Source organism: Burkholderia sp. Bp8984, from assembly GCF_003853755.1.
In the GTDB taxonomy this organism is placed as follows: domain Bacteria; phylum Pseudomonadota; class Gammaproteobacteria; order Burkholderiales; family Burkholderiaceae; genus Burkholderia.
The window spans coordinates 19,183-42,893 of record NZ_QTQN01000004.1 but is presented as its reverse complement, the minus strand read 5'-3'; the positions used below and the strand labels follow the sequence as shown (position 1 = coordinate 42,893).

Below are 23,711 nucleotides of genomic sequence, written 5' to 3'. Positions count from 1 at the left end.
CCGATGCGACATTGGATTCTGCCCGGTTGTACAGCAGGGAGTTATACCGATTCCGCCTGAGATTCGATCGGAGTGAGGAATATGCACATGAAATAAGCTTGGTTGGTGCCGGTCCGGCCCCGTGCCACGATGCGCGCTTCAACAACGACACGGGACAAGAGGACACCATGCGACGTTCGATCCTGACCGGCCTCGGCGCGCTTGCCGCGGCGCTGGCCTTTGCCGCGCCCGGCGCGCACGCCGATTCCCAGACGCTGAAGATCGGCACGATGAGCGGCCCCGACGCGCAGATCTGGACCGAGGTGACGAAAGTCGCCGCACGCGAAGGGCTCGCGATCAAGGTCATCGAATTCAACGACTACGTGCAGCCGAACGCGGCGCTCGATGCGGGCGACCTCGATGCGAACGGCTTCCAGCACCAGCCGTTCCTCGACAGCCAGATCAAGCAGCGCGGCTACAAGATCGTCAACGTCGGGCTGACCTACACGGCGCCGATGGGCTTCTATTCGAAGAAGCTCAAGTCGCTGAAGGACTTGCCGGCCGGCGCGAAGGTCGGGATCCAGAACGATCCGTCCAACGGCAACCGCGCGCTGCTGCTGCTGCAGAAGTACGGCGTGATCAAGCTGAAGCCGGGCGTCGGCAGCAACGGCGTGAACGCGACGCCGCTCGACATCGCCGAGAACCCGAAGAAGATCAAGATCGTCGAACTCGACTCCGCGCAGTTGCCGCGCGCGCTGCCCGATGTCGACGCCGCATCGATCAACACCGACTACGCGGTGAAGGCCGGGCTCACGCCGGTGAAGGATGCGATCGCGATCGAGGACCTGCGCGGGCCGTACGCGAACCTGATCGCGGTGCGCGCGCAGGACAAGGACAAGCCGTGGGTGAAGAAGCTCGTCGCGGCCTATGAATCGGACGACGTGCGCAAGTTCATCGACCAGAAGTTCGGCGGCGCGATCGTGCCGGCGTTCTGAACGCTGCGCCCGGCTGCCCCCCGGCCACGTCGCCGGGCATGCCGCCGGACCGAAAAGCAAATCGCCCGCGCAAGCGGGCGATTTCGTTGGTGCGCGTCGCGATGCGGCGCGCGGGCCGGCCGTTCAGGCGGCCCGGACCGGAGGCGACTCAGGCCGACAGCAGCGACCCGGTGCGGATCGGGTTCGCGCCGGCAATCCGCGCGACTTCCATCCCGGCGGTCGCGAAGCGCACGATCTGGCGCGCGTACAGCACGCCCGATACGCTGCTCTTCAGCGTGATCACGCGATCGGTCAGCGGATCGACGATGTCGGCCACATCCTGGCCGGCCTCGATCCATGCGCCGACCGGCGTGCGGAACACGATCACGCCGGACACCGGCGCGACGAGCGGATCGGTGCCCGCGAGCGGCGTGGCCGGATGCGCGAGCGGCGGCAGCGGCGCGGGCGTGCCGTCGATGACGCCGCGCTCGGTCAGGTATTCGACGATCGCTTGTGAGTCCTTCTCCGCGAGTTCGTACGACACGTCGCGCTCGCTGCGCAATTCGACCGTGACGGAAATCGCGCCGTTCGGGATCGGGAAGCGATCGCCGAACCGGCTGCGCAGATCCGACCAGCAGAAACTGTGGATCTCGTCGAACGGGTTGCCGACCGAATTCAGCGCGAGCAGCGACGCCTGCGCGTCCAGGTAGCGCGACAGCGGCTCGACGTCTTCCCACAGATCGGGGTTCGTATACAGGTGCATCACCGCGTCGCTGTCGCAATGCAGGTCGAGCACGATGTCGGCGTCGAACGACAGCTTCTGCAGCGCGAGGCGCTGCGATTCGAGCTCGGTGCGCGGCTTCTGTTCGTCGAGCGCCTCGCGCATCGCGGCGCGTACGGCGGCGAGGTTGCGCTGCGCGTCGTTCGTCAGGCGGCCTTCGATGCGCGGCAGCACGAGCGCCGCGAGATCGTAGAAATTGCGGTTGAAGTTCTGCATCGAGCCGAGCTCGAAGCGGCCGAGGTGATCGCCGAACACGTGCTGCGACAGGCCGATCGGGTTCGGCACGGGGACGATGACCACTTCGCCGCGCAGCTTGCCGGCCGTCTCGAGCGCGGCGATCTTGCGGCGCAGCAGCGCGGCGACCAGCATGCCGGGCAGTTCGTCCGCGTGCAGCGACGACTGGATGTAGACCTTCCTGCCGCCGCGCGGGCCGTAGTGGAAGCTCGTGATCTGGCGTTCGGTGCCGACGGCGGGGGAAATCAGCGGATGGGTCTGCGTTTGCATGATGAGGGGAGGGCGGCGCAGCCGCGAGTGATCCGGTATGCGTGGAAGATCGATTGTACGTTGCCTTCCGCGAACCTATCAAACCGCGCGCCGGCCATGTCGATTTCCTTTACGAATCATCGGGTTGGTGCGTAAAAAATAACTGCGCCGCAGCCCTTCGTCCACGCGTGTCGAGCGGCCTTTCGCCGAGCGCGAGCAAAAAAAACGGGCTCCTTGCGGAGCCCGTCTGCGCGGTCGCGAGGCGCGCGTTGCGCGGTGTTACTTGCCGTACACGTCGAAATCGAAGTACTTCTTCGCGATCTTGTCGTACGTGCCGTCCTTGCGCATGCCGGCGATCGCGCCGTCGATCTTCGCCTTCAGGTCGGTGTCTTCCTTGCGCAGGCCGATGCCGGCGCCGTTGCCGAGCGTCTTCGGATCGTCGATGTCCTTGCCGGCGAAATCGAAGTTCGCGCCGCGCGGCGTCTTCAGGAAGCCGATTTCAGCCTGCACCGCGTCCTGCAGCGCGCCGTCCAGACGGCCCGAGATCAGGTCGGCGTAGACCTGGTCCTGGTTCTGGTAAGGCACGACGTTCACGCCCTTCGAGGCCCAGTACGTCTTCGCGTAGGTTTCCTGGATCGTGCCCTGCTCGACGCCGACCGACTTGCCCTTCAGCGATTCGGCCGTCGGCATCAGGCCGGCGCCCTTCTTCGCGACGAGGCGCGTCGGCGTGTTGAACAGCTTCGACGAGAACGCGATCTGTTCCTCGCGTGCCGGCGTCATCGACATCGACGACAGGACGCCGTCGAACTTGCGAGCCTTCAGTGCGGGGATCATCCCGTCGAAGTCGTTCTCGATCCACACGCACTTCGCGTTGATGCGGCGGCAGATTTCGTTGCCGAGATCGACGTCGAAGCCGACCACCTTGCCGTCAGCCCCTTTCGATTCGAAAGGCGGGTAGCTTGCGTCGACGCCGAAGCGTACGGTCGTCCAGTCCTTCGCGTATGCAGTGCCGGCCGATACGGCGAGCAGGGCCACGGTCACAGCCGCAAGAATCTTTTTCACTCGGTGACTCCTCGTTTTGTTCGATGGGTGCGCGGTTGTGCCGCGCCGTAAGCCTTCGGCCCGGCGCGGCTTCGCGTCGGACTGTCCGTTTCGCTGCCCGATGCGGGCGCGCGACGTGCGCAAGATTATCAAGACAAAATACCGGCAGGGCGCCTAGGACAAGCCCCGATACCGGACCCGACGGCTGCGCATGCGGCGCGCGACCGTTTCAGAGGAAGGAACGATTCAACCTAGCGTTTCGTTGACCGCGCGCTGCAGGCAGGTGACGAATTGCGATACCGCCGGCGTCGGCAGCAGGTCGCGGCGCGCGATGATCGACAGGTCGAAGCGCGGCATGCTTTCGTCGAGATCGGCCGTGCGGATCCCGAGCGGCGCCACCATCGCGGCCAGCGGGCGCGTGAAGCAGCCGATCACGTCGGAGCGCGCGACGAGCCCGAGCGTCACCGCGAACGACATCGGCGAGCGCAGCAGGCGCTTCGGCAGCGGCAGCCCGCGCGCCTCGAACATCCCGACCATCACGCTGTGCGGAAACTGCTCGGCGCCGACCGTGACGATCCATTCCGCGTCGAGCAATTCCTCTAATCGGCGCGCGTGCGCGAGCGGGTGGCCTTCGCGCATCACGACGGTGAACTCGGTCGACAGCAGCGGGACCTGCGTGAAATCGCGGTCGAGCGCGGGCACATGGTGCATCGCAGCGATGTCGAGCGTGCCGTTGCGCAGCTGCGCGAGCGCGTCGGGCACCGTCACTTCCTCCAGATGCAGGTTCACGTTCGGCATCGACCGGCGGAAGGCGGTGACCGCGTGCGGCAGCGCGGTCAGCGCGATCGACGGCATCGTGCCGACCGCGACGCGCCCCGACATTTCCCCTTTCACCTGCTCGACGGCCTCGACGGTGCGGCGCATGTCGCCGAGCAGCTGCTCGGCGCGCGGCAGCAGCGCGTGGCCGCACGCGGTCAGCTCGACGCCGCGCACGCTGCGCACGAGCAGTTCCGCGTTCAGCGCCGTTTCGAGTTCGCGGATCGTGTGCGTGATCGCGGGCTGGGTGACGCCGAGCTCGCGCGCGGCGGCGCGCAGGCTCTTGTGATGCGCGGCGGAGACGAAGGCCTGGAGCTGCGCGATGTTCAGGTGGTTGCGGATGCGGGTCATCGATCGGTTCGGATCTGGCGGCGGGCCGGGGCGCCGGCGCGAAGATCGATAGGGTAGCGCGAGGTGACGGCGGGCGCGGGGCGGAACAAAAATCGCGCGGCGGTGCGCGGCACAGTTTCGCCGTGTCCGGCGGCAAACCGATCAGGATTGCAGATGATGTTGCGTGCGTGTTCGAGATGCCGTCGATGTATGCCGCGATACGACATCATCGCGTTTCCGTTCGACGGCGTCCCGGCGTGTCAGGCGAGCGCCAGTTCGACGGCCGCGAGCGTGCGGCGGCGGATCCAGCCGCTCCCGAGCCGGATCGCGAGCCAGTACGGCAGGAACAGCAGGCGCGTGCGCGCGCTCGGACAGTGCACGAAGGTTTCGGTGCGCAGCAGCCGCGCGCCTGACGACAGCCCGACGACCTCGAAGCGCAACACCAGCTTCGCGTCATCCGGATCGTCGTGCCGCACGAACGCCGCGGCGTCGTCGATCGTGCGCACGTCGGGCGTCGGACGCCAGAAGCGTCCGACGAGCCCGAGCGACAGCGACGTGTCGTCGCGATGCAGCAGCGTGAACGAATCGAAGCCGAAGCGCTCGCGGGCGGCGCCGGCCGGACGCTGGCCCAGCGCGCGGGCGATGGCCGCCGGCGCTTCGCGCACGGCAAGCAGCGCGTCGATGACGGGATCGGCGCGCATGTCGAGCGTGGCCACCGCATCGATGATGCGCGACGGCGGCGCGTCGATCGGCCGCGATTCATGAACTTCGACGAAACCGAACGACGGGATGAACGGTGGCTTGCGCGCCGCGGTCCGCGTGTCTGATTCGGAGACGATGCCGAACGGATTCATGAGCGTTCCGGAGGATAAAACGCGATCGTAGCACCGCGTGCGGATTCGCGATGCGCGGCACGCTGCCGCGGTTTCCCGTCCCGGCCGGAGGGCCCGCCGGAACCCCCGTCGCACCGACGAAAAAAAGCCCGGAAACGTACGTTCCCGAGCCTGGAGACCATCAACGACGATGGTGGAGGAGACGATGCCGTCCCGATGCGCGCCGCCCTTCGGCAGGCGACGTCGCGCATGATCCGCGGTCAGATCGCCCAGCCGCCGAGATAGAACGTGACGAGCACGGCCGCGATGAGCACGGTGCCGACGTTGAGCTTGCGGAATTCGCCGCTGGCGACGCGGCCGATCACGAGCGTCGAGAAGCCGAGCATGATGCCCGTCACGATGTTCGCGGTCAGCACGATGAACACCGCGCACACGAGGCCCGACATCGCGTCGACCATGTCGTCCATGTGCAGCTTGCTCACGCTGCCGAGCATCAGCAGGCCGACGTACATCAGCGCGGGGGCCGTGGCGTACGACGGCACGAGGCCCGCGAGCGGCGAGAAGAACATCACGACCAGGAACAGCACGCCGACCACCGCGGCCGCGAGGCCCGTCTTCGCACCGGCCGCCACGCCGACGCTCGACTCGATGTAGGCCGCCGCCGGCGCGCCGCCGAGGAAGCCGGAGAAGATCGAGCTGACCGAATCGGCGGTCAGCGCGCGGCCGCCGTTGATGATGCGGCCGTTCTCGTCGAGCTGGCCGGCCTGGCCCGCGACCGCGCGGATCGTGCCGGTCGCGTCGAACACGGCGGTCATCACGAGCGCCAGCACGCTCGGCAGCACGGCCATCGACAATGCGCCCTTGATGTCCATCGCGCCGATCAGCGACGCGTGGCCCGGTGCGCTCAGCGACGGCAGCGCGAAGATGCCGCGGTACTTCACGGCCGGATCGAACGCGAGGCCGATCAGCGAAATCGCGACCACGACGAGCAGGATGCCGCCCGGCACGCGACGCTTCTCGAGCCCGAAGATCGCGGCGAGGCCGACGACCGACATGATGACCGGGAACGCGGTGATCTGGCCGAGCGAGACCGGCAGGCCGGCGCCCGGATTCTTGATCACGAGGCCGACGTCGTTCGACGCGATCAGCAGCAGGAACAGGCCGATGCCGATCCCGGTGCCGTGCGCGACGCCCGCGGGCAGGTTGCGCAGGATCCACGAACGCACGCCGGTGACCGAGATGCCCGTGAACACGAGACCCATCAGGAACACGGCGCCGAGCGCGACGGCCGGCGGCAGGCCCTTGCCGAGCACGAGCCCGAACGCGGTGAACGCCGTCAGCGAAATCGCGCAGCCGATCGCGATCGGCAGCTTCGCCCACAGGCCCATCAGCAGCGAACCGAACGCGGTGGTGAGGCAGACCGCGACGAATACCGCGCTCGTGTCGAAGCCGGCCTTGCCGAACATGCCGGGCACGACGAACACGGAGTAGACCATCGCGAGGAAAGTGGTCACGCCCGCGACGATTTCGCGACGCTGCGTGCTGCCGCGCGACGAAATGCCGAAGTACCGGTCGATGACTCCCTTGGTGCCGAAGTCCGTTTCTTCCGCGCCGACGCCGACCGTCGGCTGCACCGGGGTATCACTCATGAGCTTGCTCCTTTATCAGCATGCTGAAACGGCCCGTGGCGGACCGTCGTCAGGGTGTCTCGAATCTGGTTGGAATGTTCGGCGGCGTCGTGGGGACGCTTCACGCGTGAGTCGTGTCGTCGTACGCGCGTCGAAGGGGGCGCGTATGCCGCGTCGTGCGACGCGTGGTGCGGTCGATCCTGTCACGTGTGCTTTGCCGTAGCGAAGGTTAGGCGAACGGCCCGTCACGTCCCATTGGGGGATGAGCATGCAGCGCATGTCGCAGCGCTTATATCGGCGTGCAACGGGGCTTCGTGGTCGCGGAACGCGTGTATACGCCTAGTTCGAATCCGTTAAGGCGACTATTTGAATGCAGGGTCGGCGGGCGGGGCGGGAGCGGGTGATGCATCGACTCTTACGAAGGACTTTCGGAGAGGCTGCGCGGGCGCGCGGAAACAGCCGCGCCGGATGTGAAAACGCGGCCGTGCGCAACCCGCATCCGGATGATGCCGGTGCCGCGCGCGGGCCGCGCCCGCGCTCGTCCTGGCCTGCCACTGCATCAGACACGCGCGAGATGCGCGAGGTACGTGCAGAACATGTCGGCCATCGCGGTCGCATATGCGTCGATTTCCGCAGGCGTGCGCGCGGTTTCGGAGAATGCCTTGCCGCCCGTCGTGAGCGTCGTCATGATCAATTCGCACGCGAGCGCATGCGTGGCGTCGGGCACGTCGGGCAGCGCTTCGCGCATGAACGCGCTGAAGATCCGGTTGCACGCGGCCTTCACTTCCTGCGCCTCGGGGGCGTCGCGATAGAGCGGCGCGGCATCATCGAGTGCGATGCGCATGGGCGCTTCGTCGCATTCAGAACGGATGAACGCGTGGACGGCGGTGCGCAGGCGCTCGGGCGGCGTCTGCTGCGGGTCCTGCAGAATCGCGCAGAGCATCCCGGACGTCTGCCGCCACTCGTCGTGCTGGAGCCGGAACAGCACGGCCGCCTTGTTCGGGAAGTACTGGTACAGCGAGCCGACGCTCACGCCGGCGCGCTCGGCGACGCGCGCCATCGTGAAGCGCTGCGCGCCTTCGGTCGCCAGAACCTGAATAGCGGCCTGCAGCACGGCGTCGACGAGCTGGGTCGAGCGGGCCTGCCGAGGCAGTCTGCGCGAGGCGATCGGGGTGTTGCGGCGGTCGGTCATGACGGGTCTGCCAATGCGAATAGTAAAACATGAATAGTTCGTCATATTCTAGTCGGGCGCCCTGACGCACTCAACCTGACACCGGAGATTCGCATGACCACCCTGATTCACGACCCGCTGGCGGCGCTGCTCGCGCGCCTGTTCGACGAAGCCGAGGCATCGTCGCCCGCGTCGAGCCCGGACTTCGCCGACCTGTCGCACGACGAGCACGCGCGGCTGATGCGCAGCAAGACCGGTTACGCCGATTTCTATGCACGCCTGAAGGACTATCCGCTCGCGGTGTCGCGCGAGACGGGCACGCTGCTGTACATGCTCGCGCGCGGCTGCGGTGCGCGCTCGATCGTCGAATTCGGCACGTCGTTCGGCATCTCGACGCTGCACCTCGCGGCCGCGCTGCGCGACAACGGCGGCGGCCGGGTGATCACGAGCGAGTTCGAAGCGTCGAAGGTCGAACGGGCGCGCGCGAATCTGACGGCGGCCGGGCTGGCCGATCTGGTGGAAATCCGCGTGGGCGATGCGCTGCGCACGCTGGCGGCCGATCTGCCGGAGACCGTCGATCTCGTGTTGCTCGACGGCGCGAAGGCGCTGTATCCGGAGATCCTCGCGCGGGTCGAGCCGCGGCTGCGGCCCGGCGCGTTCGTCGTCGCCGACAACGCGGAATACAGCCCCGACTACCTCGCCTACGTGCGTGCGCCGGAGAACGGCTACCTGTCGGTGCCGTTCGGCGGCGATGTCGAGCTGTCGATGCGGATCGGCTGAGCGGCGAGACGTTGCAAGCATGCTGGCCGCGCGGCGCGCGCCGCCTGGGCCGCCGTGAACGGCAGGCTCGCGGCGAGCGCGAGCCGGGCGAGCGTTGCTTTCATGCAGGATTCCTTCGGATCGTTTACGCCGCGGCTTGCGCGAGCGTCGGATAGTCGGTCAGGCCCTGTGCGCCGCCGCCGAACAGCGTATTGCGGTCGTGCGGCGTGAGCGCGGCGCCGGTGCGCAGGCGCTCGGGCAGGTCGGGGTTCGCGACGAACGGGCGGCCGAAGGCGACGAGGTCGGCCCAGCCGGCGGCGATCGCTTCGCGGGCGCGCTCTGCTGTGTACGCGCCGGCGTAGATCAGCACGCCCGGGTACGCGGCACGCAGCTGCTGCTTGAATTCGACCGGCATCAGCGGCGCATCGTCCCAGTCGGCTTCCGCGATGTGCAGGTAGCCGACGCCGAGTTCGCCGAGCAGCTTCGCGGCGGCGAGGTAGGTCGTTTCCGGATCGTCGTCGACGCAGCCGTTCAGCGTGGTCAACGGCGCGAGGCGGATGCCGACGCGCGATGCGTCGCCGGTGCCTTCGATCAGCGCCTGCGTGACTTCGCGCAGGAAGCGCAGCCGGTTTTCGAGCGAGCCGCCGTACGCGTCGGTGCGCGTGTTCGCGTTCGAGTCGATGAACTGGTTCACGAGATAGCCGTTCGCGCCATGCAGCTCGACGCCGTCGAAGCCTGCCTCGATCGCGTTGCGCGCGGCGGCGCGGTACTGATCGACGATCTCGCGGATTTCGTCGACGGACAGCGCGCGCGGCTCGGAGGCCTGCACGAAGCCCGGCGTGCTGCCGTCTTCACCGGCGATGAACACGTTCACGCCCTTCGCCTGGAGCGGCGACGACGACACGGGTTGCCGGCCGCCGAGCAGGCTCGTGTGGCTCAGCCGGCCGACGTGCCACAGCTGCGCGAAGATGCGGCCGTGCGTGGCGTGGACGGCGTCCGTCACCTTGCGCCAGCCGGCGACCTGCGACGGCGTGTGGATGCCGGGCGTCCATGCGTAGCCCTTGCCGAGCGGCGCGATGTAGGTGCCTTCGCTGACGATCAGGCCCGCACTCGCGCGCTGCGCGTAATACGCGGCCATCAGTTCGTTGGCTTCGTCGCCGGGCTGGCTCGCGCGCGAGCGCGTCATCGGCGGCATCACGATGCGGTTCGGCAGCGTCAGCGCGCCGAATTGCAGCGGTTGGAACAGCGGGTCCTGGGTCATGATGGATTCCTGTCGGTGCCGCGGCCGGCTGGCCGCGGACGGGTCGATTGAGGGTGCGGCGCGCTTAGTCCCACGTCGGCGCGAGGCCGGCCGGATCGACTTCGCGGCCGTTGCGCTCGAGCGCGGCGATCTGCGCCATGTCTTCGTCGGTGAGGCGCAGCGTCTGCGCGAGCAGGTTGCTCGCGAGGTTCTCGCGCTTGGTCGACGACGGGATCACCGAGTAGCCGAGTTGCAGTGCCCAGGCCAGCGCGACTTGCGCCGGCGTCGCGTCGTGACGCCGCGCGATCGCGCCGATCACCGGGTCGCCGAGCACCTTGCCGTACGCGAGCGTCATGTACGACGTCACGTGGATGCCTTCGGCGTTCAGGAACTCGACCAGCTTGCGGTTCTGCAGGTACGGGCTGAGTTCGATCTGGTTCGTCGCGATCGCATCCTTGCCGACCACCGCGATCGCTTGCTTCGTCAGTTCGATGTTGAAGTTCGAGATGCCGATCTGGCGCGTGAGGCCCTTCGCCTTGGCTTCGGCGAGCGCAGTCATGAATGCCTCGAGCGACACGCCGTTGTCCGGGGCCGGCCAGTGGATCAGCGTCAGGTCGACATAGTCGGTGCGCAGCTTGCGCAGGCTCTCCTCGAGGCTCGCCACCAGCTTTTCCGGTGCGTAGTTGTCGACCCAGATCTTCGTCGTGAGGAACACGTCTTCGCGGCGCACGCCCGACGCGGCGATCGCTTCGCCGACTTCGGCTTCGTTGCCGTAGATCTGCGCGGTGTCGATCGCGCGATAGCCGACTTCGAGGCCGTTACGGACCGAGTCGATCACAACCTGGCCTTGCAGGCGGAACGTACCGAGGCCGAATGCGGGAATGTTGCTCATCTTGTGCTCCTGGGATAGGTGGACCGATTGCGGTATGGAAGTCATTCTGGCGTTTGATACTGATGAGATAAACGCCTTTAGAGGTCAAAAATATTTGATTTAAAGTCAAATATCTGTCGTGGGTCGAGCCGGCTGCCGGCGTGCCTTCGTCAGGCCGTGGCCGTGTGCGCGCTCGTGTCGGCAGCGTCGTTCGCATTCGCATGGAATGCCGGCAGCACGTCCGACGCGATCTCGGCCATCGTCTCGTCGAGCGGACGGCGGTTGCGGCGGAAATGCAGGCCGATGTGCTGCACGCCCGCGTCGCGCATCGCCGCGAGTTCCTCCGTCAGCGCGATGCGCCCGGCGCGCGCGCCGAAGCGGTGCCGCTGCAGCGGCTCGTGCGGATCATCCGCGAGGTCGAGGTGGATGAAGCTCACGTACGGCTTGTTGCCGGCCACCGCGCGCCAGTTCGCGACCCGTTTCAGGTGATCGTCCGGCGTGCCCGGATACGCGAGGCAGCCGTCCATGTGTTCGCCGATCCAGGCGGGCGTCTGCTGCGCGAGACCCGCGACGAGCAGCGGCACCGGCGAGCGCGCGGCCGGCAGCACGTCGAGGCCCGGCGGCAGGTGAGCGCGCGCGCCGTCGCGCAGCAGCGCGATCTGGTCGCGGAAATTCGCGCCGCGCGATGCGAAGTCGCGGCCGAACAGCGGATATTCGACCGGCCGGTCGCCGCTCGCGACGCCGAGCAGCAGGCGTGAGCGGCTCAGTTCCTGGATCGTCGCGGCGGATTTCAGCGTCAGCAGCGGTTCGCGCAGCGGCAGCACGACGGCCGCCGTGCCGAGCAGGATGTCGCGCGTGATGCCGGCGAGGTAGCCGAGATACGAGAAGGTCTCGAACACCTGCGCGGCGTCGCCGAACGACGGGTCGTACACCGGCACGTCGCGCACCCAGAGCGCGCGGAAGCCGAGCGTGTCGGCCAGTTGCGCGAGTTCCGCGTGCATTTCCAGGTCGGGCACGCCGGGGCGGCGGCCGTCATGCTGGCGCTTCGCGTCGCCGGCCGGCGACCAGTCGTTGTCGAGCGGCAGTTCGATGCCGATGCTGAAGCCGCCGGCGGTGAGCTTGTCGAGTGAGGTGGACATGATCGGGCGTCTCCGTTCAGATCGCGCGCAGGCTGCCTTCGAGCCGGTAGAAATCGAGCGACGCCGCGGTGAAGAACGAGCGCGATGTGCCGGCCGCGAAGTCGTCGATGTGCACCACGGTGGCGCGGTCGGCTTCCTGCCACGAGATCGCATAGGTCTCGCCGGCGACGTGCTGCCACGTGCAGGCGACTTCGCCCTTCGCGCCGGCGTATGCGCCTTCGGTGATTTCGTAGCGCATGCGGAGGCCGTCTTCGTCATAGGCGTTGAGCGCGGTGAGGCCCTCGTAACGGACTTCGAACGTCTTGCCGGCGAACGGCGGGCGTTGGGTCGATGCGTTCATGCTGAGCAGCTCCTGCAAAAGGTTGACGTTCAATGGGCGAGTTCGACGGGTTCGGCCGTGCGTTCGGGCAGCCCCTGGCCGCGGTCGAGACGGCCGCTCAGCGCGGTCAGCGCGAATGCGCCGAGCGTGACGGCGGCGGCGATCCACGGCGTGTGGCCGAGGCCGACGTTCGCGACGATCAGGCCGCCGAGCGACGAGCCGCCCGCGACGCCGAGGTTGAACGCGGCGATGTTGAAGCCCGATGCGACGTCGGTGGCGTCCGGCGCGAAGTGGCGCGCCTGCTTGACGACGTACACCTGCAGGCCCGGCACGTTGCCGAACGCGACCGCGCCCCACGCGAGCATCGTCAGCACCGCGAGCCATTTCACGTGCACCGTGAAGGTCAGCGCGAGCAGCACGATCGCGAGCAGCAGGAAGATCCGCTTGAGCGCCTTGACCGGGCCGACGCTGTCGGCGAGCTTGCCGCCCCACACGTTGCCGACCGCGACCGACACGCCGTAGCCGACGAGCACGAGGCTGACCTGCGATGGCGTGAAGCCGGCGATCTGTTCGAGCAGCGGTGCCATGTAGGTGAACGCGATCAGCGAGCCGCCGTAGCCGACCGCCGTCATCGCGTAGACGAGCAGCAGGCGCGGCTGGGCGAGCACGCGGAACTGGCGGGCGAGCGGCGCCGGCGGCGTTTGCGGAAGACCGCGCGGCACGAACGCCACCGCGCCGAGGAACGCGACGAGGCCGAACAGCGCGACGATCAGGAACGTCGCGCGCCAGCCGAAGTGCTGGCCGATGAAGGTGCCGAGCGGAATGCCGGCGACGAACGCGACGGTCATCCCGCTGAACATCGTCGCGATCGCGCTGGCGGCCTTGTCCTTCGGCACGAGCGTGGTCGCGATGATCGAGCCGACCGAGAAGAACACGCCGTGTGCGAGGCCGGTGAGCACGCGCGCGACGATCAGCGATTCGTAGCCCGGCGCCTGCCAGGCGACGAGGTTGCCGACGGTGAAGAGCGCCATCAGCGCGGCGAGCAGCATCTTGCGCGGCACGCGGCCGGTGAGCGCGGTGAGGAGCGGCGCGCCGATCGCGACGCTCAGCGCGTAGAGGCTGACGAGCAGGCCGGCCGACGGCAGGCTGACGCCGAGATCGGCGCCGATCGTCGGGATCAGCCCGACGATCACGAATTCGGTCGTGCCGATGGCAAAGGCGCTGATGGTCAGCGCAAGCAGGGCGAGTGGCATGGCGGGATCCTGGTTCCAGTGAGGATGGAGCGCAGTGTGCCGCCTTTACTTTTGCGGAAAAACTGGTCTATAAACCAAATTGTTTTGATTTCAGATCAACAATGAAGATCACCCTCGACGAACTCCAGGCCTTTGCCGCCGTGGTCGACACCGGTTCGATCACCGCCGCCGCCCAGCAGCTCGACCTCACCGTGTCGGCCACGAGCCGCACGCTCGCGCGGCTCGAGGAGAAGCTGAAGACCACGCTGCTGCGCCGGACCACGCGCCGGCTCGAACTGACCGAAGAGGGGCGCGCGTTCCTGCAGGAGGCGCGCGCGATCATCGAATCGGTCGAGAACGCCGAGGAGCAGATGCTCGCGCGGCGCGAAATGCCGTCGGGGCGGTTGCGCGTCGATGCCGCGACGCCGTTCATGCTGCACGTGATCGTGCCGCTCGTGCGCGGCTACCGCGAACGCTTCCCGAAGGTCGACCTGGAGCTGAACAGCAACGAAGGCATCATCGACCTGCTCGAGCGGCGCACCGACGTCGCGATCCGGATCGGCCGGCTCAAGGATTCGACCTTGCACAGCCGGCGGATCGGCAACAGCCGGCTGCGCATCCTCGCGAGCCCCGCCTATATCGAAGCGCACGGCCAGCCGCGCAAGGTCGAGGATCTCGGCAAGCACACGCTGCTCGGCTTCACCCAGCCCGAATCGCTGAACGTGTGGCCGATCCTCGGCGCGGACGGCGAGCCGAGCCGCATCGAGCCCGCTATCTGGTCGTCGAGCGGCGAGACGCTGCGGCAGCTCGCGCTGGAGGGCGCGGGCGTCGTGTGCCTGTCGGATTTCATGACCGCGCAGGATCGCGAGGCCGGGCGGCTCGTGCAGGTGCTCGCGCGGCAGACGCTCGACGTCGAGCAGCCGATCAACGCGGTGTATTACCGGAATACCGCGATTTCGTCGCGGATCGCGTCGTTCGTCGATTACATGATCGAGGTGCTGGGCGGCGGGAGCGGCGGCAGCGATGCGCCGACGCGGCGCAAGGCGGCGTGGATGGGGACGGTGTAGCCGGGACGGCTGCGTCGTCGCCGCCGGGTGCCGTTCCCGCGCAGGACGGCTCAGCGGATTTTCTCTGGCCGAAGGTTACGGCCGGGAGGCGGGCGGTGTGCGGCGGGCGCCCCTGATGTGACCCGGCATGCCAACGGCGCTCGCGTCGCCGGCATGCCATCGTGTGCTGCGCTTCTTAAGCTTCTTACGCCTCTTCGGACCACGACATGTTGTCGCGCGCCAGCAGCGCCGACGATGCCGCCGGCCCGAACGTGCCTGCGGTGTACAGGCGCGGACGGTCGCCGAGTTGCTTCCAGCCGTTGAGTATCGGCTCGACCCACGACCAGGCGGCCTCGAGTTCGTCGCGGCGCATGAAGTGCGTGAGGCGCCCGCGGATCACGTCGATCAGCAGCCGTTCGTACGCTTCCGCGCGCCGTTCCGGAATCGCCTGCTGCAGGTCGAGGTTCAGGCTCACGGGCACCATCTTCATCCCGCTGCCCGGCTCCTTCGCGAGCATCTGCAGCTGGATCGACTCTTCCGGCTGCAGCTGGATCACGAGGCGGTTGCTGTAGTGGCGCGGGCCGGTCGGGATGATCGAGAACGGCATGTCGGCGAACTCGATCACGATTTCCGACTGGCGGCGCTGCAGCCGCTTGCCGGTGCGCAGGAAGAACGGCACGTTCGCCCAGCGCCAGTTGTTGATGTGCGCACGCAGCGCGACGAAGGTCTCCGCGTGGCTGTCCGCCGGCACGTTCTCCTCGTCGAGATAGCCCTTGACCGGCTGGCCGTCGACCGCGCCGGCCGTGTACTGGCCGCGCACCGTGTCGCGTGCGACGTCCGACAGCGCCATCGGCCGCAGCGAGCGCAGCACCTTCAGCTTCTCGTCGCGCACCGCGTCCGGGTCGAGCGACACCGGCGGCTCCATCGCGACGATGCACAGCAGCTGCAGCAGGTGGTTCTGCACCATGTCGCGCAGCGCGCCGGTGTGATCGTAGAAGCCCGCGCGGCTGCCGACGCCGACCGTTTCCGCCACCGTGATCTGCACGCTGCGGATGCTCGGCGCCTGCCACAGCGGCCCGAAGATCGGGTTGCCGAAGCGCAGCACCATCAGGTTCTGCACGGTTTCCTTGCCGAGGTAATGGTCGATCCGGTAGATCTGCGATTCCGCGAAATGCTTGCCGACCGCATCGTTGATCGCCTTCGCCGACGCGAGATCGTGGCCGAGCGGCTTTTCGAGGACGACGCGCGAGCGCGCATCGACGAGCTGCGCGGCCGACAGGTTGTCGCAGATCGTCGTGAACAGCTCGGGCGACGTCGACAGATAGAACACGCGGATCGCGTCGCTGCGCGCCGCTTCGGCGAGGCGCGCGTAGTCTTCCGGCGCGCTCACGTCGATCAGCACGTACTGGAACAGGTCGAGGAAACGACTCCACGCGTCGGCGTCGAAGGCCTTGTCGTCGATGAACGGGCGCGATTGCTCGTCCATGAACTTGCGGTAGCCGTCGATGCCCCAGTCGCGGCGGCCGACCGCGATGATGCGCGTCTCCGGCGGCAGGTTGCAGTGCAGGTGCGCCATGTACAGCGCGGGCAACAGCTTGCGGGCGGCCAGGTCGCCGCCGCCGCCGAAGATGATCATGTCGACGGGTTGGTCGGCTTCGGTCTGGTTGGGCTTATTCGTCATGAGTGGTTCGCGGTCTGAAGCGGTGTGAGCGTGGAACGAACGGCGAGCGCCGGGCGCCGGTGGGTTGGCGCGCCAGTACGTGAAAACACTAATAGTGCACGCTTTTGATCGATTGCGGATCGGTTCCCGCGTATGTAACAGGGCTTGCATGACCTGCGTTGGCGCGATTATGATTGAGCGCTCACTCATTAAAGGAATCGAACGTGGCCCGACCGCGCAGTCCCGACAAGCACGACGCCATCCTCGCCGCTGCCGCCCGCGCGCTCGCGGAGGACGGCGCGGGCGCGACCACCGCGCGCATCGCGCGGCTCGCCGGCGTGGCGGAAGGCACGGTGTTCACCTATTTCGAGACCAAGGATGCGCTGCTGAACGCGCTGTACCTGAGCCTGAAGGCCGGCCTGCGCGACGCGATGATGACCGGGTTTCCGGAGCACGCGCCGGCCGAACAGGCGATGCGGCATGCGTGGAACGGCTATGTGTCGTGGGGCGTCGCGAACCCGGACGGGCGGCGCGCGCTGCAGCAGCTCGGCGTGAGCGGCCGTATCGACGACACGCATCGCGCGGCCGGTACCGAAGGCTTCGGCGCGATCAGCGCGTTGCTGCGTGCGCAAGTCGCCGCGGCGGGCGGGCTGAAGACCGACGACGCGCACGCGTTCTGCGCGGCGCTGTTCACGTCGATCGCGGAAACGGCGATGGAGTCGATCGCGCGCGACCCGGCGTTGGCCGATGCGTACCGCGAGGCCGGGTTTCGTGCGCTGTGGGCCGTGTTGCACGCGGTGTGAGTGGCGATCGGCGTGACGGAAATCTGAAGACGGGTGATCGGCGGCGCCTTGGGTTCGGGCGCTGCCGCACCGACGGAAGGCGGTTTCAGGCAGGGCGACGCGCGGCGAAAACGATCGTCTCGTCGCCCATATTAATGAGTGAGTAATCATTCATTTTTGGTTTCAACTTTGTCGAGGAGTGGAAAAATGTCGAAAGTCTGGCTGGTAACGGGGGCCGCACGCGGCCTGGGGCGCTCGATCGCGGAAGCGGTGCTGGCGGCGGGCGATCGTCTGGTGGCCGGCGCGCGCGATCCCGCGCGGCTCGCGGATCTGGAAGCACGGTACGGCGACCGGCTGCTGCCGATGGAACTCGACGTGACCGACGCGGCGGCGGCGGAGCATGCGGTGGCGGCGGCCCGCGACGCGTTCGGCCGCATCGACGTGCTGGTGAACAACGCGGGCTACGGTCATACGGCACCGTTCGAGCAGATGGGTGCCGACGACTTCCGCGACCAGATCGAAACGAACCTGTTCGGCGTGGTCAACCTGACGCGCGCGGTGCTGCCGACGATGCGCGCGCAGCGCGCGGGCCACATCTTCCAGGTTTCGTCGGTCGGCGGGCGCACGGCGACGGTTGGCCTGTCCGCGTATCAGGCCGCGAAGTGGGCGGTCGGCGGGTTCAGCGACGTGCTGTCGAAGGAAGTCGCGCCGTTCGGCGTGCGCGTCTGCACGCTGGAGCCGGGCGGGATGCGCACCGAATGGGCCTCGGAGGCGAAGCGTGCGGTCGACGGCCTGCTGCCCGACTATCAGCCGTCAGTCGGGAAAATGCTCGAATTGCTCGGCGCGTACGGCGGTCACGAGGTCGGCGATCCCGCGCGGATCGCGGCGCTGATCGTCGAGCTGTCGCGTCGCGACGACGTGCCGATGCGCTTGCTGCTCGGCGGCGATGCGCTGTTCGTGTGCGAGCAGGCGGAAGCGCAGCGCGCAGAGGAGGCGGCGCGGTGGCGCGATACGACGCTGTCGACGATGTTCCCGGACGCGAAGCTGCCGGATGGGCTGCAGGCGTTGAAGCAGGTCGGGTAAGCGCGGGAGCCGGGGCGGCGCGGGTTCGCGCGAGCGTCGCGCCGTGTCGTCGATTGCCGATTGCCGATTGCAGATGCAGATGCCGACGCCGACGCCGACGCCGACGCCGACGCCGACGCCGACGCCGACGCCAATTGCGCGCGGCGACCCGAGGAAGACCGGGCGCATGCACGCCCCGGTCTTCGACGGCGATCGCCGTTGCCGGCGGTCCTCAGCGCCCCAGCGCGTAGAACTCCGCGTTCGGCCGCATGTTCGTCACGTTCGCGATGCGGTTCGACATCCCGAAGAACGCCGAAATCGCCGCGATGTCCCACGCGTCCTCTTCGGTGAAGCCATGCGACTTCAGCGTGTCGAAGTCCGCTTCGCCCACCTGGTGTGCAGTCTGCGAAACCTTCATCGCGAAGTCGAGCATCGCCTTCTGTCGAGCGGTGATGTCGGCCTTGCGGTAGTTGGTCGCGACCTGGTCGGCGATCAGCGGATCCTTCGCGCGGATGCGCAGGATCGCGCCGTGCGCGATCACGCAGTACTGGCACTGGTTCACGCTGCTGGTGGCCACGACGATCATTTCGCGTTCGGCCTTGGTGAGGTTGCCCGGCTTGTCCATCAGCGCGTCGTGATACGCGATGAACGCGCGAAACTCGTCCGGGCGATGCGCGAGCGTGAGGAACACGTTCGGGATGAAGCCCGACTTTTCCTGGACGGCCGCGATGCGTTCGCGAATGTCGTCGGGCAGGTCTTCGAGCGCGGGCACCGGAAAGCGGCTGACGGGCGCGTGGTCTGCAGCGGTCATGAGGTCTCCTGGATAAAGCGGCACGGGCGAACGCGATGCGCGCGCCACCGGCCGGGTATGAAACGATGCGTCGCCGTCGCCGTCGCCGTCGCCGTCGCCGTCGCCGTCGCCGTCGCCGTCGCCGTCGCCGTCGCCGTCGCCGTCGCCGGCGTCATGCGTTGACGTCCACGACGATGCGGCCGCGCACCTTGCCGCCGATCAGGTCCTCGGCGAGCGGGATGACATTTGCGAGGCCGACCTGATGGCTGATGGTGCCCAGTTTCTCGACGTCGAGATCGGACGCGAGCCTGCGCCATGCTTCCAGACGCTCGGCGCGCGGGCACATCACGCTGTCGATGCCGACGAGCGTCACGCCGCGCAGGATGAACGGCGCAACGGTCGCGGGGAAGTCCATGCCGGCGGCCAGGCCGCAGGCCGTCACCACGCCACGGTAGCGCGTGGTCGCGCACACGTTGGCGAGCACATGGCTGCCGGCGACGTCGACCGCGCCGGCCCAGCGTTCCTTGCCGAGCGGCTTGCCGGGTGCGCCGAACTGCGAACGGTCGAGGATCTCAACCGCGCCGAGCTGGCGCAGATAGTCGGCATCGGCCGGGCGGCCGGTCACGGCGACGACGCGATACCCGAGCCGCGCGAGGAGGGCGGTGGCGACGCTGCCGACGCCGCCGGCCGCGCCGGTCACCACGATCTCGCCATCGTCCGGGCGCACGCCATGCCGTTCCAGCGCCATCACGCACAGCATCGCGGTGTAGCCGGCCGTGCCGATGGCCATCGCCTGTTGCGGCGAAAACGCGGACGGCAGCGGCACCAGCCAGTCGCCGTCGACGCGTGCCTTCTGCGCGAGGCCGCCCCAATGCGTTTCGCCGACGCCCCAGCCGTTCAGCACGACGCGGTCGCCTGCCCGGTAGTCCGGGTGCGTGCTGTGTTCGACCTCGCCGACGAGGTCGATGCCCGGCACCATCGGAAATTTGCGGACCACCGGGCTCTTGCCGGTGATCGCGAGCCCGTCCTTGTAGTTCAACGTCGAATAGCCGACCCGGATCGTCACGTTGCCCGCAGGCAGCTGCGCGTCGTCCAGCGTCTGCAGCCGCGCGTGCTGGCCGGTCTCGTCCTTGTCGATCACGATGCCCTGGAACATCCGTCCTCCTTTCTAGACCGATCGTCTAGTTAATGGCAAAAAAACTCAGCGGCGAGGCAATCCATTGAAGAAAAACTGTGCGAACAGCGCGAGCGGCACGTCGCTGCGTTCGAGTTTCGCGCGCAGCACGGCGCCTTCCCAGCCGATCCAGAAGAACGCGGCCAGCTCGGCGGGATCGGCCGAGGCCGCCAGTTCGCCGGCTTGCTGTGCCGCGATCAGGCAGTCGGCCAGACGGCGCTGCCAATCCTCGAACGTCTCACGCAGGCGCGCGCGGAAACGCTCGGGCAGCGCGCCCATTTCCTGGCCGAGGTTGCCGATCAGGCAGCCTCGGCTGTATTCGTAGCGGGCCATGCCGTCGCGCGCATCGTCGACGAACGCGCGCACGCGCGCCAGCGGCGTTGCTTCAGTCTCGCTGAAATGACGGTCCAGCTTGCGCGCGAAGAACTCGGCGTAGCGATCGATCAGCTCGAGGCCGAACGCCTCCTTGCTGTCGAAGTAGTGATAGAACGAGCCTTTCGGCACGCCGGCGCGCCCGAGGATCTCGTCGAGCCCGGTGGCGGAAAAGCCCTTTTCGGTGAGCACCTCCAGCCCGGTGCGCAACAGCATGTCACGTGTCGCGACGAGGTCTTCGTGCTGCTTCGGTGGCCTGCCGCGGCGGCGCGGCGGATCGGTTCGAACATCCATGGCCGAATAATAGACCGTTCGTCTCAAAAATCAATAGCGGGCGTGTCGATCGCGCCGGGCGAACGCGTGCCGACGACCTTTGCCCGCGTTAACCCTGATTAATAAAGCTTATCGCGGTGAAAAATTCCGCATCTTATTGAACCGATATCGGCTCGCTATAGTGGCTCGCTTTCCCGCACGCACCGTTTGCGTGCGGCTGACACGCTGACGATCAGCAGGAGCCGCTTGATGACCACCGACGCCCGATTCACCGAAATCGAGGATCTGATGCCCGCCGCCGGCGGGTTGCGCGAGATCCGCCATCACATTCACCGCCACCCGGAACTCGCGTACGAGGAGCACGAAACGGCGGCGCTCGTCGCGGACAAGCTCGAGCAGTGGGGCTGGCAGGTGACGCGCGGGGTCGGCAAGACGGGCGTGGTCGGCACGCTGCGCGCGGGCGACGGCACGCGCAGCATCGGCATCCGCGCCGACATGGACGCGCTGCCGATCCTCGAGGCGACCGGCCTGCCGTATGCAAGCGGCACGCACGGCAAGATGCACGCGTGCGGCCACGACGGCCACACGACGATGCTGCTCGGTGCCGCGCAGCACCTCGCGAAGACGCGCAATTTCTCCGGCACCGTGCACCTGTATTTCCAGCCGGCGGAAGAGCACGGCGTCGACAGCGGCGCGAAGAAGATGATCGACGACGGCCTGTTCGAGCGCTTTCCGTGCGATGCGGTGTTCGGCATGCACAACCATCCGGGCGCGGCACCCGGCGTGTTCCTCACGCGGCGCGGCCCGTTCATGTCGGCCGGCGACAAGGCGATCATCTCGATCGAGGGCGTCGGCGGCCACGCGGCGCGGCCGCACCTGACGGTCGATCCGGTGGTCGTCGCGGCCAGCATCGTGATGGCGCTGCAGACGATCGTCGCGCGCAACGTCGACCCGTCGCAGCCGGCGGTCGTCACGGTCGGCTCGATGCACGCGGGCACCGCGAACAACGTGATCCCGAACGGCGCGCGTCTCGAACTCAGCGTGCGTTCGTTCAGCCCCGACGTGCGCGCGCTGCTCAAGCGCCGCATCGTCGAGCTCGCCGAGTCGCAGGCCGCGAGCTATGGCGCGACCGCGCACGTCGAGTACATCGAAGGCTATCCGGTCGTCGTCAATACGGATGCCGAAACGGATTTCGCCGCGCAGGTCGCGCGCGAACTGGTCGGCGACGCGCATGTGGTCGAGCAGGCCGACCTGCTGATGGGCAGCGAGGATTTCGCGTTCATGCTGCAGCAGCGGCCCGGCTCGTTCGTGCGGCTCGGCAACGGCGAAGGCGAGGACGGCTGCATGGTGCACAACCCGAAGTACGACTTCAACGATCGCAACCTGCCGATCGGCGCGGCGTTCTGGACGCGCCTCGTGGAGCGTTACCTCGGGCAGTAACCCCGGCGGCGACACGCGACGAGCGGCCGGCGCTTCCGGCCGCATTGAGAGGAGAGACGAACGATGCAGAAAGACCATCTCGCGCTGCACCCCGCGTCGACGGGCGCCGCCGCAACCGATGCGCATGGCGCGCCGGCCGTCACGAAGCGCGGCGCGATCGCGGCGGCCGTGATCGGCAACTGGCTGGAGTTCTTCGATTTCACCGTGTACGGCTTTTTCGCGGTGCTGATCGGCAAGCTGTTCTTCCCGTCGAGCGATCCGACCACGTCGCTGCTGCTGTCGGTCGCGACGTTCGCCGCCGGTTTCTTCACGCGGCCGCTCGGCAGCGTCGTGCTCGGCGTCTATGCGGACCGCAAGGGCCGCAAGGCCGCGCTGAACCTGACCATCATGCTGATGGCGCTCGGCACCGGCCTGATCGCGATCGCGCCGACCTACGCGCAGGTCGGCGTGGCCGCGCCGCTGCTGGTCGTCGGCGCGCGGCTGATGCAGGGCTTCTCGCAAGGCGGCGAATTCGGCGCGGCGACGTCCACGCTGATCGAGCAGGGCGGCACGTCGCACCGCGCGTTCCGCGCGAGCTGGCAGCTCGCGACGCAGGGCGGTGCGGCGCTGATGGGTTCGGGCTTCGCGGCGCTGCTGTCGAACACGCTGACGAAGGACGCGCTCGAGGGCTGGGGCTGGCGCCTGCCGTTCCTCGTGGGCGTGCTGATCGCGCCGGTGGGCATGTACTTGCGCCGCCGGCTCGCGGACGATGCGCCCGGCGACAACCACCACGGGATCGAACGCGGCGTGCTGCGCGAACTGTTCTCGCAGCACACGCGCACGGTGCTGCTGCTGATGCTGACGGTGATGGGCGGCACGGTGTCGACCTACATCCTGACCTTCTACATGCCGACCTATGCGATCCACACGCTCGGGCTGCCGATGAAGCTGTCGATGTTCGTCGGCGTCGCGTCGGGCTGCGTGATGCTGGTGACGTGTCCGCTGTTCGGCTGGCTGTCGGACCGCCTCGGCAGCCGGCGCCTGCCGATCTTCGTCGGGCGCGGCGTGCTGGTGCTGCTGCTGTTCCCGGCGTTCTGGCTGATGAACCATCATCCGACGCTGTCGGTGATCCTGCCGCTGACCGCGCTGATGCTGCTGTTCTATTCGCTCGGGTCGGCTTCCGAAATGGCGCTGATGTGCGAATCGCTGCCGCGCCACGTACGCGCGACGGGCATTTCGATCGCATATGCGCTCGCGGTGACGATCTTCGGCGGCACCGCGCAGCTGATCGCGACCTGGCTGGTGAAGACGACGGGCAGCAAGCTCGCGCCGGCCGGCTATGTGGCCGCGTGCGTGGTGCTGTCGCTGATCGCGGTCGCGATGCTGCGCGAGACGGCGCGCGAGTCGATGGACTGATGCGGGATGCCGCTGTCCGAAGCGACGCGGTGCAATTTCGTTCTCGTCAAATTGACGGGGCTGTGCCGCATCCTTAAATTGGGCGATGCGGAGGGAGCTCCGCGTTCCGAGAGAAGGACGT

General features: G+C 67.8%; 23 protein-coding genes. 7 read left to right on the top strand and 16 right to left on the bottom strand.

What is annotated here, in order from left to right:
- Nucleotides 1–167: 167 nt before the first annotated feature.
- The gene (locus tag DID98_RS05815; RefSeq protein ID WP_044849040.1) at nucleotides 168–974 is read left to right on the top strand and encodes a MetQ/NlpA family ABC transporter substrate-binding protein; all 807 of its coding nucleotides are present in this window, start codon (nucleotides 168–170) and stop codon (nucleotides 972–974) included.
- Nucleotides 975–1,122: 148 nt separating this feature from the next.
- Here the strand turns inward: DID98_RS05815 and DID98_RS05810 are convergent, their stop codons facing one another.
- The 7 genes from DID98_RS05810 to DID98_RS05780 form a co-directional block, all read right to left on the bottom strand.
- Nucleotides 1,123–2,238, bottom strand: a complete 1,116-nt coding sequence (locus tag DID98_RS05810) for a succinylglutamate desuccinylase/aspartoacylase family protein (protein ID WP_124486127.1) — start codon at nucleotides 2,236–2,238, stop codon at nucleotides 1,123–1,125.
- A 258-nt stretch (nucleotides 2,239–2,496) separates the two neighbouring features.
- Nucleotides 2,497–3,279: an ABC transporter substrate-binding protein gene (locus DID98_RS05805; RefSeq protein WP_044845853.1), complete on the bottom strand. Its 783-nt coding sequence runs from the start codon at nucleotides 3,277–3,279 to the stop codon at nucleotides 2,497–2,499.
- A 225-nt stretch (nucleotides 3,280–3,504) separates the two neighbouring features.
- The gene (locus DID98_RS05800) at nucleotides 3,505–4,425 is read right to left on the bottom strand and encodes a LysR substrate-binding domain-containing protein (protein WP_044845852.1); all 921 of its coding nucleotides are present in this window, start codon (nucleotides 4,423–4,425) and stop codon (nucleotides 3,505–3,507) included.
- Entirely contained in the window at nucleotides 4,422–4,634 is a 213-nt protein-coding gene (locus DID98_RS05795) for a hypothetical protein (RefSeq protein WP_124486128.1), read from the bottom strand. The genes DID98_RS05800 and DID98_RS05795 overlap by 4 nt, the downstream gene beginning before the upstream one ends.
- 30 nt (nucleotides 4,635–4,664) lie before the next feature.
- Nucleotides 4,665–5,258: a hypothetical protein gene (locus tag DID98_RS05790; RefSeq protein ID WP_124486129.1), complete on the bottom strand. Its 594-nt coding sequence runs from the start codon at nucleotides 5,256–5,258 to the stop codon at nucleotides 4,665–4,667.
- 239 nt (nucleotides 5,259–5,497) lie between these two features.
- Nucleotides 5,498–6,886 carry an NCS2 family permease gene (locus DID98_RS05785; protein ID WP_124486130.1) on the bottom strand — a complete coding sequence of 463 codons (1,389 nt, stop codon included), beginning with the start codon at nucleotides 6,884–6,886 and terminating at the stop codon, nucleotides 5,498–5,500.
- 538 nt (nucleotides 6,887–7,424) lie between these two features.
- Nucleotides 7,425–8,102 (bottom strand): TetR family transcriptional regulator, encoded by a 678-nt coding sequence (locus DID98_RS05780; RefSeq protein ID WP_124486131.1) that lies wholly within the window; start codon nucleotides 8,100–8,102, stop codon nucleotides 7,425–7,427.
- 48 nt (nucleotides 8,103–8,150) lie between these two features.
- Between DID98_RS05780 and DID98_RS05775 the strand changes: the two genes are divergently transcribed.
- Nucleotides 8,151–8,816 (top strand): O-methyltransferase, encoded by a 666-nt coding sequence (locus DID98_RS05775; RefSeq protein ID WP_124486132.1) that lies wholly within the window; start codon nucleotides 8,151–8,153, stop codon nucleotides 8,814–8,816.
- A 124-nt stretch (nucleotides 8,817–8,940) separates the two neighbouring features.
- Here DID98_RS05775 and DID98_RS05770 read toward each other — a convergent pair whose 3' ends face one another.
- The 5 genes from DID98_RS05770 to DID98_RS05750 form a co-directional block, all read right to left on the bottom strand.
- Complete coding sequence (locus tag DID98_RS05770; RefSeq protein WP_124486133.1) at nucleotides 8,941–10,056, bottom strand: alkene reductase; 1,116 nt, start codon at nucleotides 10,054–10,056, stop codon at nucleotides 8,941–8,943.
- Between the two features lie 64 nt (nucleotides 10,057–10,120).
- A complete protein-coding gene (gene dkgB, locus DID98_RS05765) occupies nucleotides 10,121–10,927 on the bottom strand; it encodes a 2,5-didehydrogluconate reductase DkgB (protein ID WP_124520063.1) in 807 nt (268 codons plus the stop codon).
- A 149-nt stretch (nucleotides 10,928–11,076) separates the two neighbouring features.
- Entirely contained in the window at nucleotides 11,077–12,045 is a 969-nt protein-coding gene (locus DID98_RS05760; RefSeq protein ID WP_124486135.1) for an LLM class oxidoreductase, read from the bottom strand.
- 16 nt (nucleotides 12,046–12,061) lie between these two features.
- On the bottom strand, nucleotides 12,062–12,385 hold the full coding sequence (locus tag DID98_RS05755) for a MoaF-related domain-containing protein (protein WP_124486136.1): 324 nt from the start codon (nucleotides 12,383–12,385) through the stop codon (nucleotides 12,062–12,064).
- 29 nt (nucleotides 12,386–12,414) lie between these two features.
- Nucleotides 12,415–13,617 carry an MFS transporter gene (locus DID98_RS05750; RefSeq protein ID WP_124486137.1) on the bottom strand — a complete coding sequence of 401 codons (1,203 nt, stop codon included), beginning with the start codon at nucleotides 13,615–13,617 and terminating at the stop codon, nucleotides 12,415–12,417.
- Between the two features lie 101 nt (nucleotides 13,618–13,718).
- Between DID98_RS05750 and DID98_RS05745 the strand changes: the two genes are divergently transcribed.
- Nucleotides 13,719–14,663 carry a LysR family transcriptional regulator gene (locus DID98_RS05745; protein WP_124486138.1) on the top strand — a complete coding sequence of 315 codons (945 nt, stop codon included), beginning with the start codon at nucleotides 13,719–13,721 and terminating at the stop codon, nucleotides 14,661–14,663.
- Between the two features lie 184 nt (nucleotides 14,664–14,847).
- Here the strand turns inward: DID98_RS05745 and zwf are convergent, their stop codons facing one another.
- On the bottom strand, nucleotides 14,848–16,323 hold the full coding sequence (gene zwf / locus DID98_RS05740; RefSeq protein ID WP_124486139.1) for a glucose-6-phosphate dehydrogenase: 1,476 nt from the start codon (nucleotides 16,321–16,323) through the stop codon (nucleotides 14,848–14,850).
- A 203-nt stretch (nucleotides 16,324–16,526) separates the two neighbouring features.
- On the opposite strand from zwf, the gene DID98_RS05735 reads away from it, so the two are divergent.
- Both DID98_RS05735 and DID98_RS05730 read left to right on the top strand, forming a co-directional pair.
- Nucleotides 16,527–17,105, top strand: a complete 579-nt coding sequence (locus DID98_RS05735; RefSeq protein WP_124486140.1) for a TetR/AcrR family transcriptional regulator — start codon at nucleotides 16,527–16,529, stop codon at nucleotides 17,103–17,105.
- A 186-nt stretch (nucleotides 17,106–17,291) separates the two neighbouring features.
- Nucleotides 17,292–18,167, top strand: a complete 876-nt coding sequence (locus DID98_RS05730) for an SDR family NAD(P)-dependent oxidoreductase (protein ID WP_124486141.1) — start codon at nucleotides 17,292–17,294, stop codon at nucleotides 18,165–18,167.
- Nucleotides 18,168–18,378: 211 nt separating this feature from the next.
- Here DID98_RS05730 and DID98_RS05720 read toward each other — a convergent pair whose 3' ends face one another.
- From DID98_RS05720 to DID98_RS05710, 3 genes are all read right to left on the bottom strand, one after another.
- Nucleotides 18,379–18,957 (bottom strand): peroxidase-related enzyme, encoded by a 579-nt coding sequence (locus DID98_RS05720; protein ID WP_044845836.1) that lies wholly within the window; start codon nucleotides 18,955–18,957, stop codon nucleotides 18,379–18,381.
- A 151-nt stretch (nucleotides 18,958–19,108) separates the two neighbouring features.
- Complete coding sequence (locus DID98_RS05715) at nucleotides 19,109–20,092, bottom strand: MDR family oxidoreductase (RefSeq protein WP_124486143.1); 984 nt, start codon at nucleotides 20,090–20,092, stop codon at nucleotides 19,109–19,111.
- A 45-nt stretch (nucleotides 20,093–20,137) separates the two neighbouring features.
- Complete coding sequence (locus DID98_RS05710; protein WP_124520058.1) at nucleotides 20,138–20,776, bottom strand: TetR/AcrR family transcriptional regulator; 639 nt, start codon at nucleotides 20,774–20,776, stop codon at nucleotides 20,138–20,140.
- A gap of 228 nt (nucleotides 20,777–21,004) precedes the next feature.
- On the opposite strand from DID98_RS05710, the gene DID98_RS05705 reads away from it, so the two are divergent.
- Nucleotides 21,005–22,195 carry a M20 aminoacylase family protein gene (locus DID98_RS05705; RefSeq protein ID WP_044845779.1) on the top strand — a complete coding sequence of 397 codons (1,191 nt, stop codon included), beginning with the start codon at nucleotides 21,005–21,007 and terminating at the stop codon, nucleotides 22,193–22,195.
- 63 nt (nucleotides 22,196–22,258) lie between these two features.
- Nucleotides 22,259–23,590, top strand: coding sequence for an MFS transporter (locus tag DID98_RS05700; RefSeq protein WP_124520056.1), 1,332 nt, complete (start codon nucleotides 22,259–22,261; stop codon nucleotides 23,588–23,590).
- Nucleotides 23,591–23,711: the final 121 nt, after the last annotated feature.

What these genes read in the sequence shown, in the direction of transcription:
- DID98_RS05815 (WP_044849040.1), top strand. Translation starts at nt 168, where the DNA reads ATGCGACGTTCGATCCTGACCGGCCTCGGCGCGCTTGCCGCGGCGCTG.
- DID98_RS05810 (WP_124486127.1), bottom strand. Translation starts at nt 2,238, where the DNA reads ATGCAAACGCAGACCCATCCGCTGATTTCCCCCGCCGTCGGCACCGAA.
- DID98_RS05800 (WP_044845852.1), bottom strand. Translation starts at nt 4,425, where the DNA reads ATGACCCGCATCCGCAACCACCTGAACATCGCGCAGCTCCAGGCCTTC.
- DID98_RS05795 (WP_124486128.1), bottom strand. Translation starts at nt 4,634, where the DNA reads ATGATGTCGTATCGCGGCATACATCGACGGCATCTCGAACACGCACGC.
- DID98_RS05790 (WP_124486129.1), bottom strand. Translation starts at nt 5,258, where the DNA reads ATGAATCCGTTCGGCATCGTCTCCGAATCAGACACGCGGACCGCGGCG.
- DID98_RS05785 (WP_124486130.1), bottom strand. Translation starts at nt 6,886, where the DNA reads ATGAGTGATACCCCGGTGCAGCCGACGGTCGGCGTCGGCGCGGAAGAA.
- DID98_RS05780 (WP_124486131.1), bottom strand. Translation starts at nt 8,102, where the DNA reads ATGACGAACTATTCATGTTTTACTATTCGCATTGGCAGACCCGTCATG.
- DID98_RS05775 (WP_124486132.1), top strand. Translation starts at nt 8,151, where the DNA reads ATGACCACCCTGATTCACGACCCGCTGGCGGCGCTGCTCGCGCGCCTG.
- DID98_RS05770 (WP_124486133.1), bottom strand. Translation starts at nt 10,056, where the DNA reads ATGACCCAGGACCCGCTGTTCCAACCGCTGCAATTCGGCGCGCTGACG.
- dkgB (WP_124520063.1), bottom strand. Translation starts at nt 10,927, where the DNA reads ATGAGCAACATTCCCGCATTCGGCCTCGGTACGTTCCGCCTGCAAGGC.
- DID98_RS05760 (WP_124486135.1), bottom strand. Translation starts at nt 12,045, where the DNA reads ATGTCCACCTCACTCGACAAGCTCACCGCCGGCGGCTTCAGCATCGGC.
- DID98_RS05755 (WP_124486136.1), bottom strand. Translation starts at nt 12,385, where the DNA reads ATGAACGCATCGACCCAACGCCCGCCGTTCGCCGGCAAGACGTTCGAA.
- DID98_RS05750 (WP_124486137.1), bottom strand. Translation starts at nt 13,617, where the DNA reads ATGCCACTCGCCCTGCTTGCGCTGACCATCAGCGCCTTTGCCATCGGC.
- DID98_RS05745 (WP_124486138.1), top strand. Translation starts at nt 13,719, where the DNA reads ATGAAGATCACCCTCGACGAACTCCAGGCCTTTGCCGCCGTGGTCGAC.
- zwf (WP_124486139.1), bottom strand. Translation starts at nt 16,323, where the DNA reads ATGACGAATAAGCCCAACCAGACCGAAGCCGACCAACCCGTCGACATG.
- DID98_RS05730 (WP_124486141.1), top strand. Translation starts at nt 17,292, where the DNA reads ATGTCGAAAGTCTGGCTGGTAACGGGGGCCGCACGCGGCCTGGGGCGC.
- DID98_RS05720 (WP_044845836.1), bottom strand. Translation starts at nt 18,957, where the DNA reads ATGACCGCTGCAGACCACGCGCCCGTCAGCCGCTTTCCGGTGCCCGCG.
- DID98_RS05715 (WP_124486143.1), bottom strand. Translation starts at nt 20,092, where the DNA reads ATGTTCCAGGGCATCGTGATCGACAAGGACGAGACCGGCCAGCACGCG.
- DID98_RS05710 (WP_124520058.1), bottom strand. Translation starts at nt 20,776, where the DNA reads ATGGATGTTCGAACCGATCCGCCGCGCCGCCGCGGCAGGCCACCGAAG.
- DID98_RS05705 (WP_044845779.1), top strand. Translation starts at nt 21,005, where the DNA reads ATGACCACCGACGCCCGATTCACCGAAATCGAGGATCTGATGCCCGCC.
- DID98_RS05700 (WP_124520056.1), top strand. Translation starts at nt 22,259, where the DNA reads ATGCAGAAAGACCATCTCGCGCTGCACCCCGCGTCGACGGGCGCCGCC.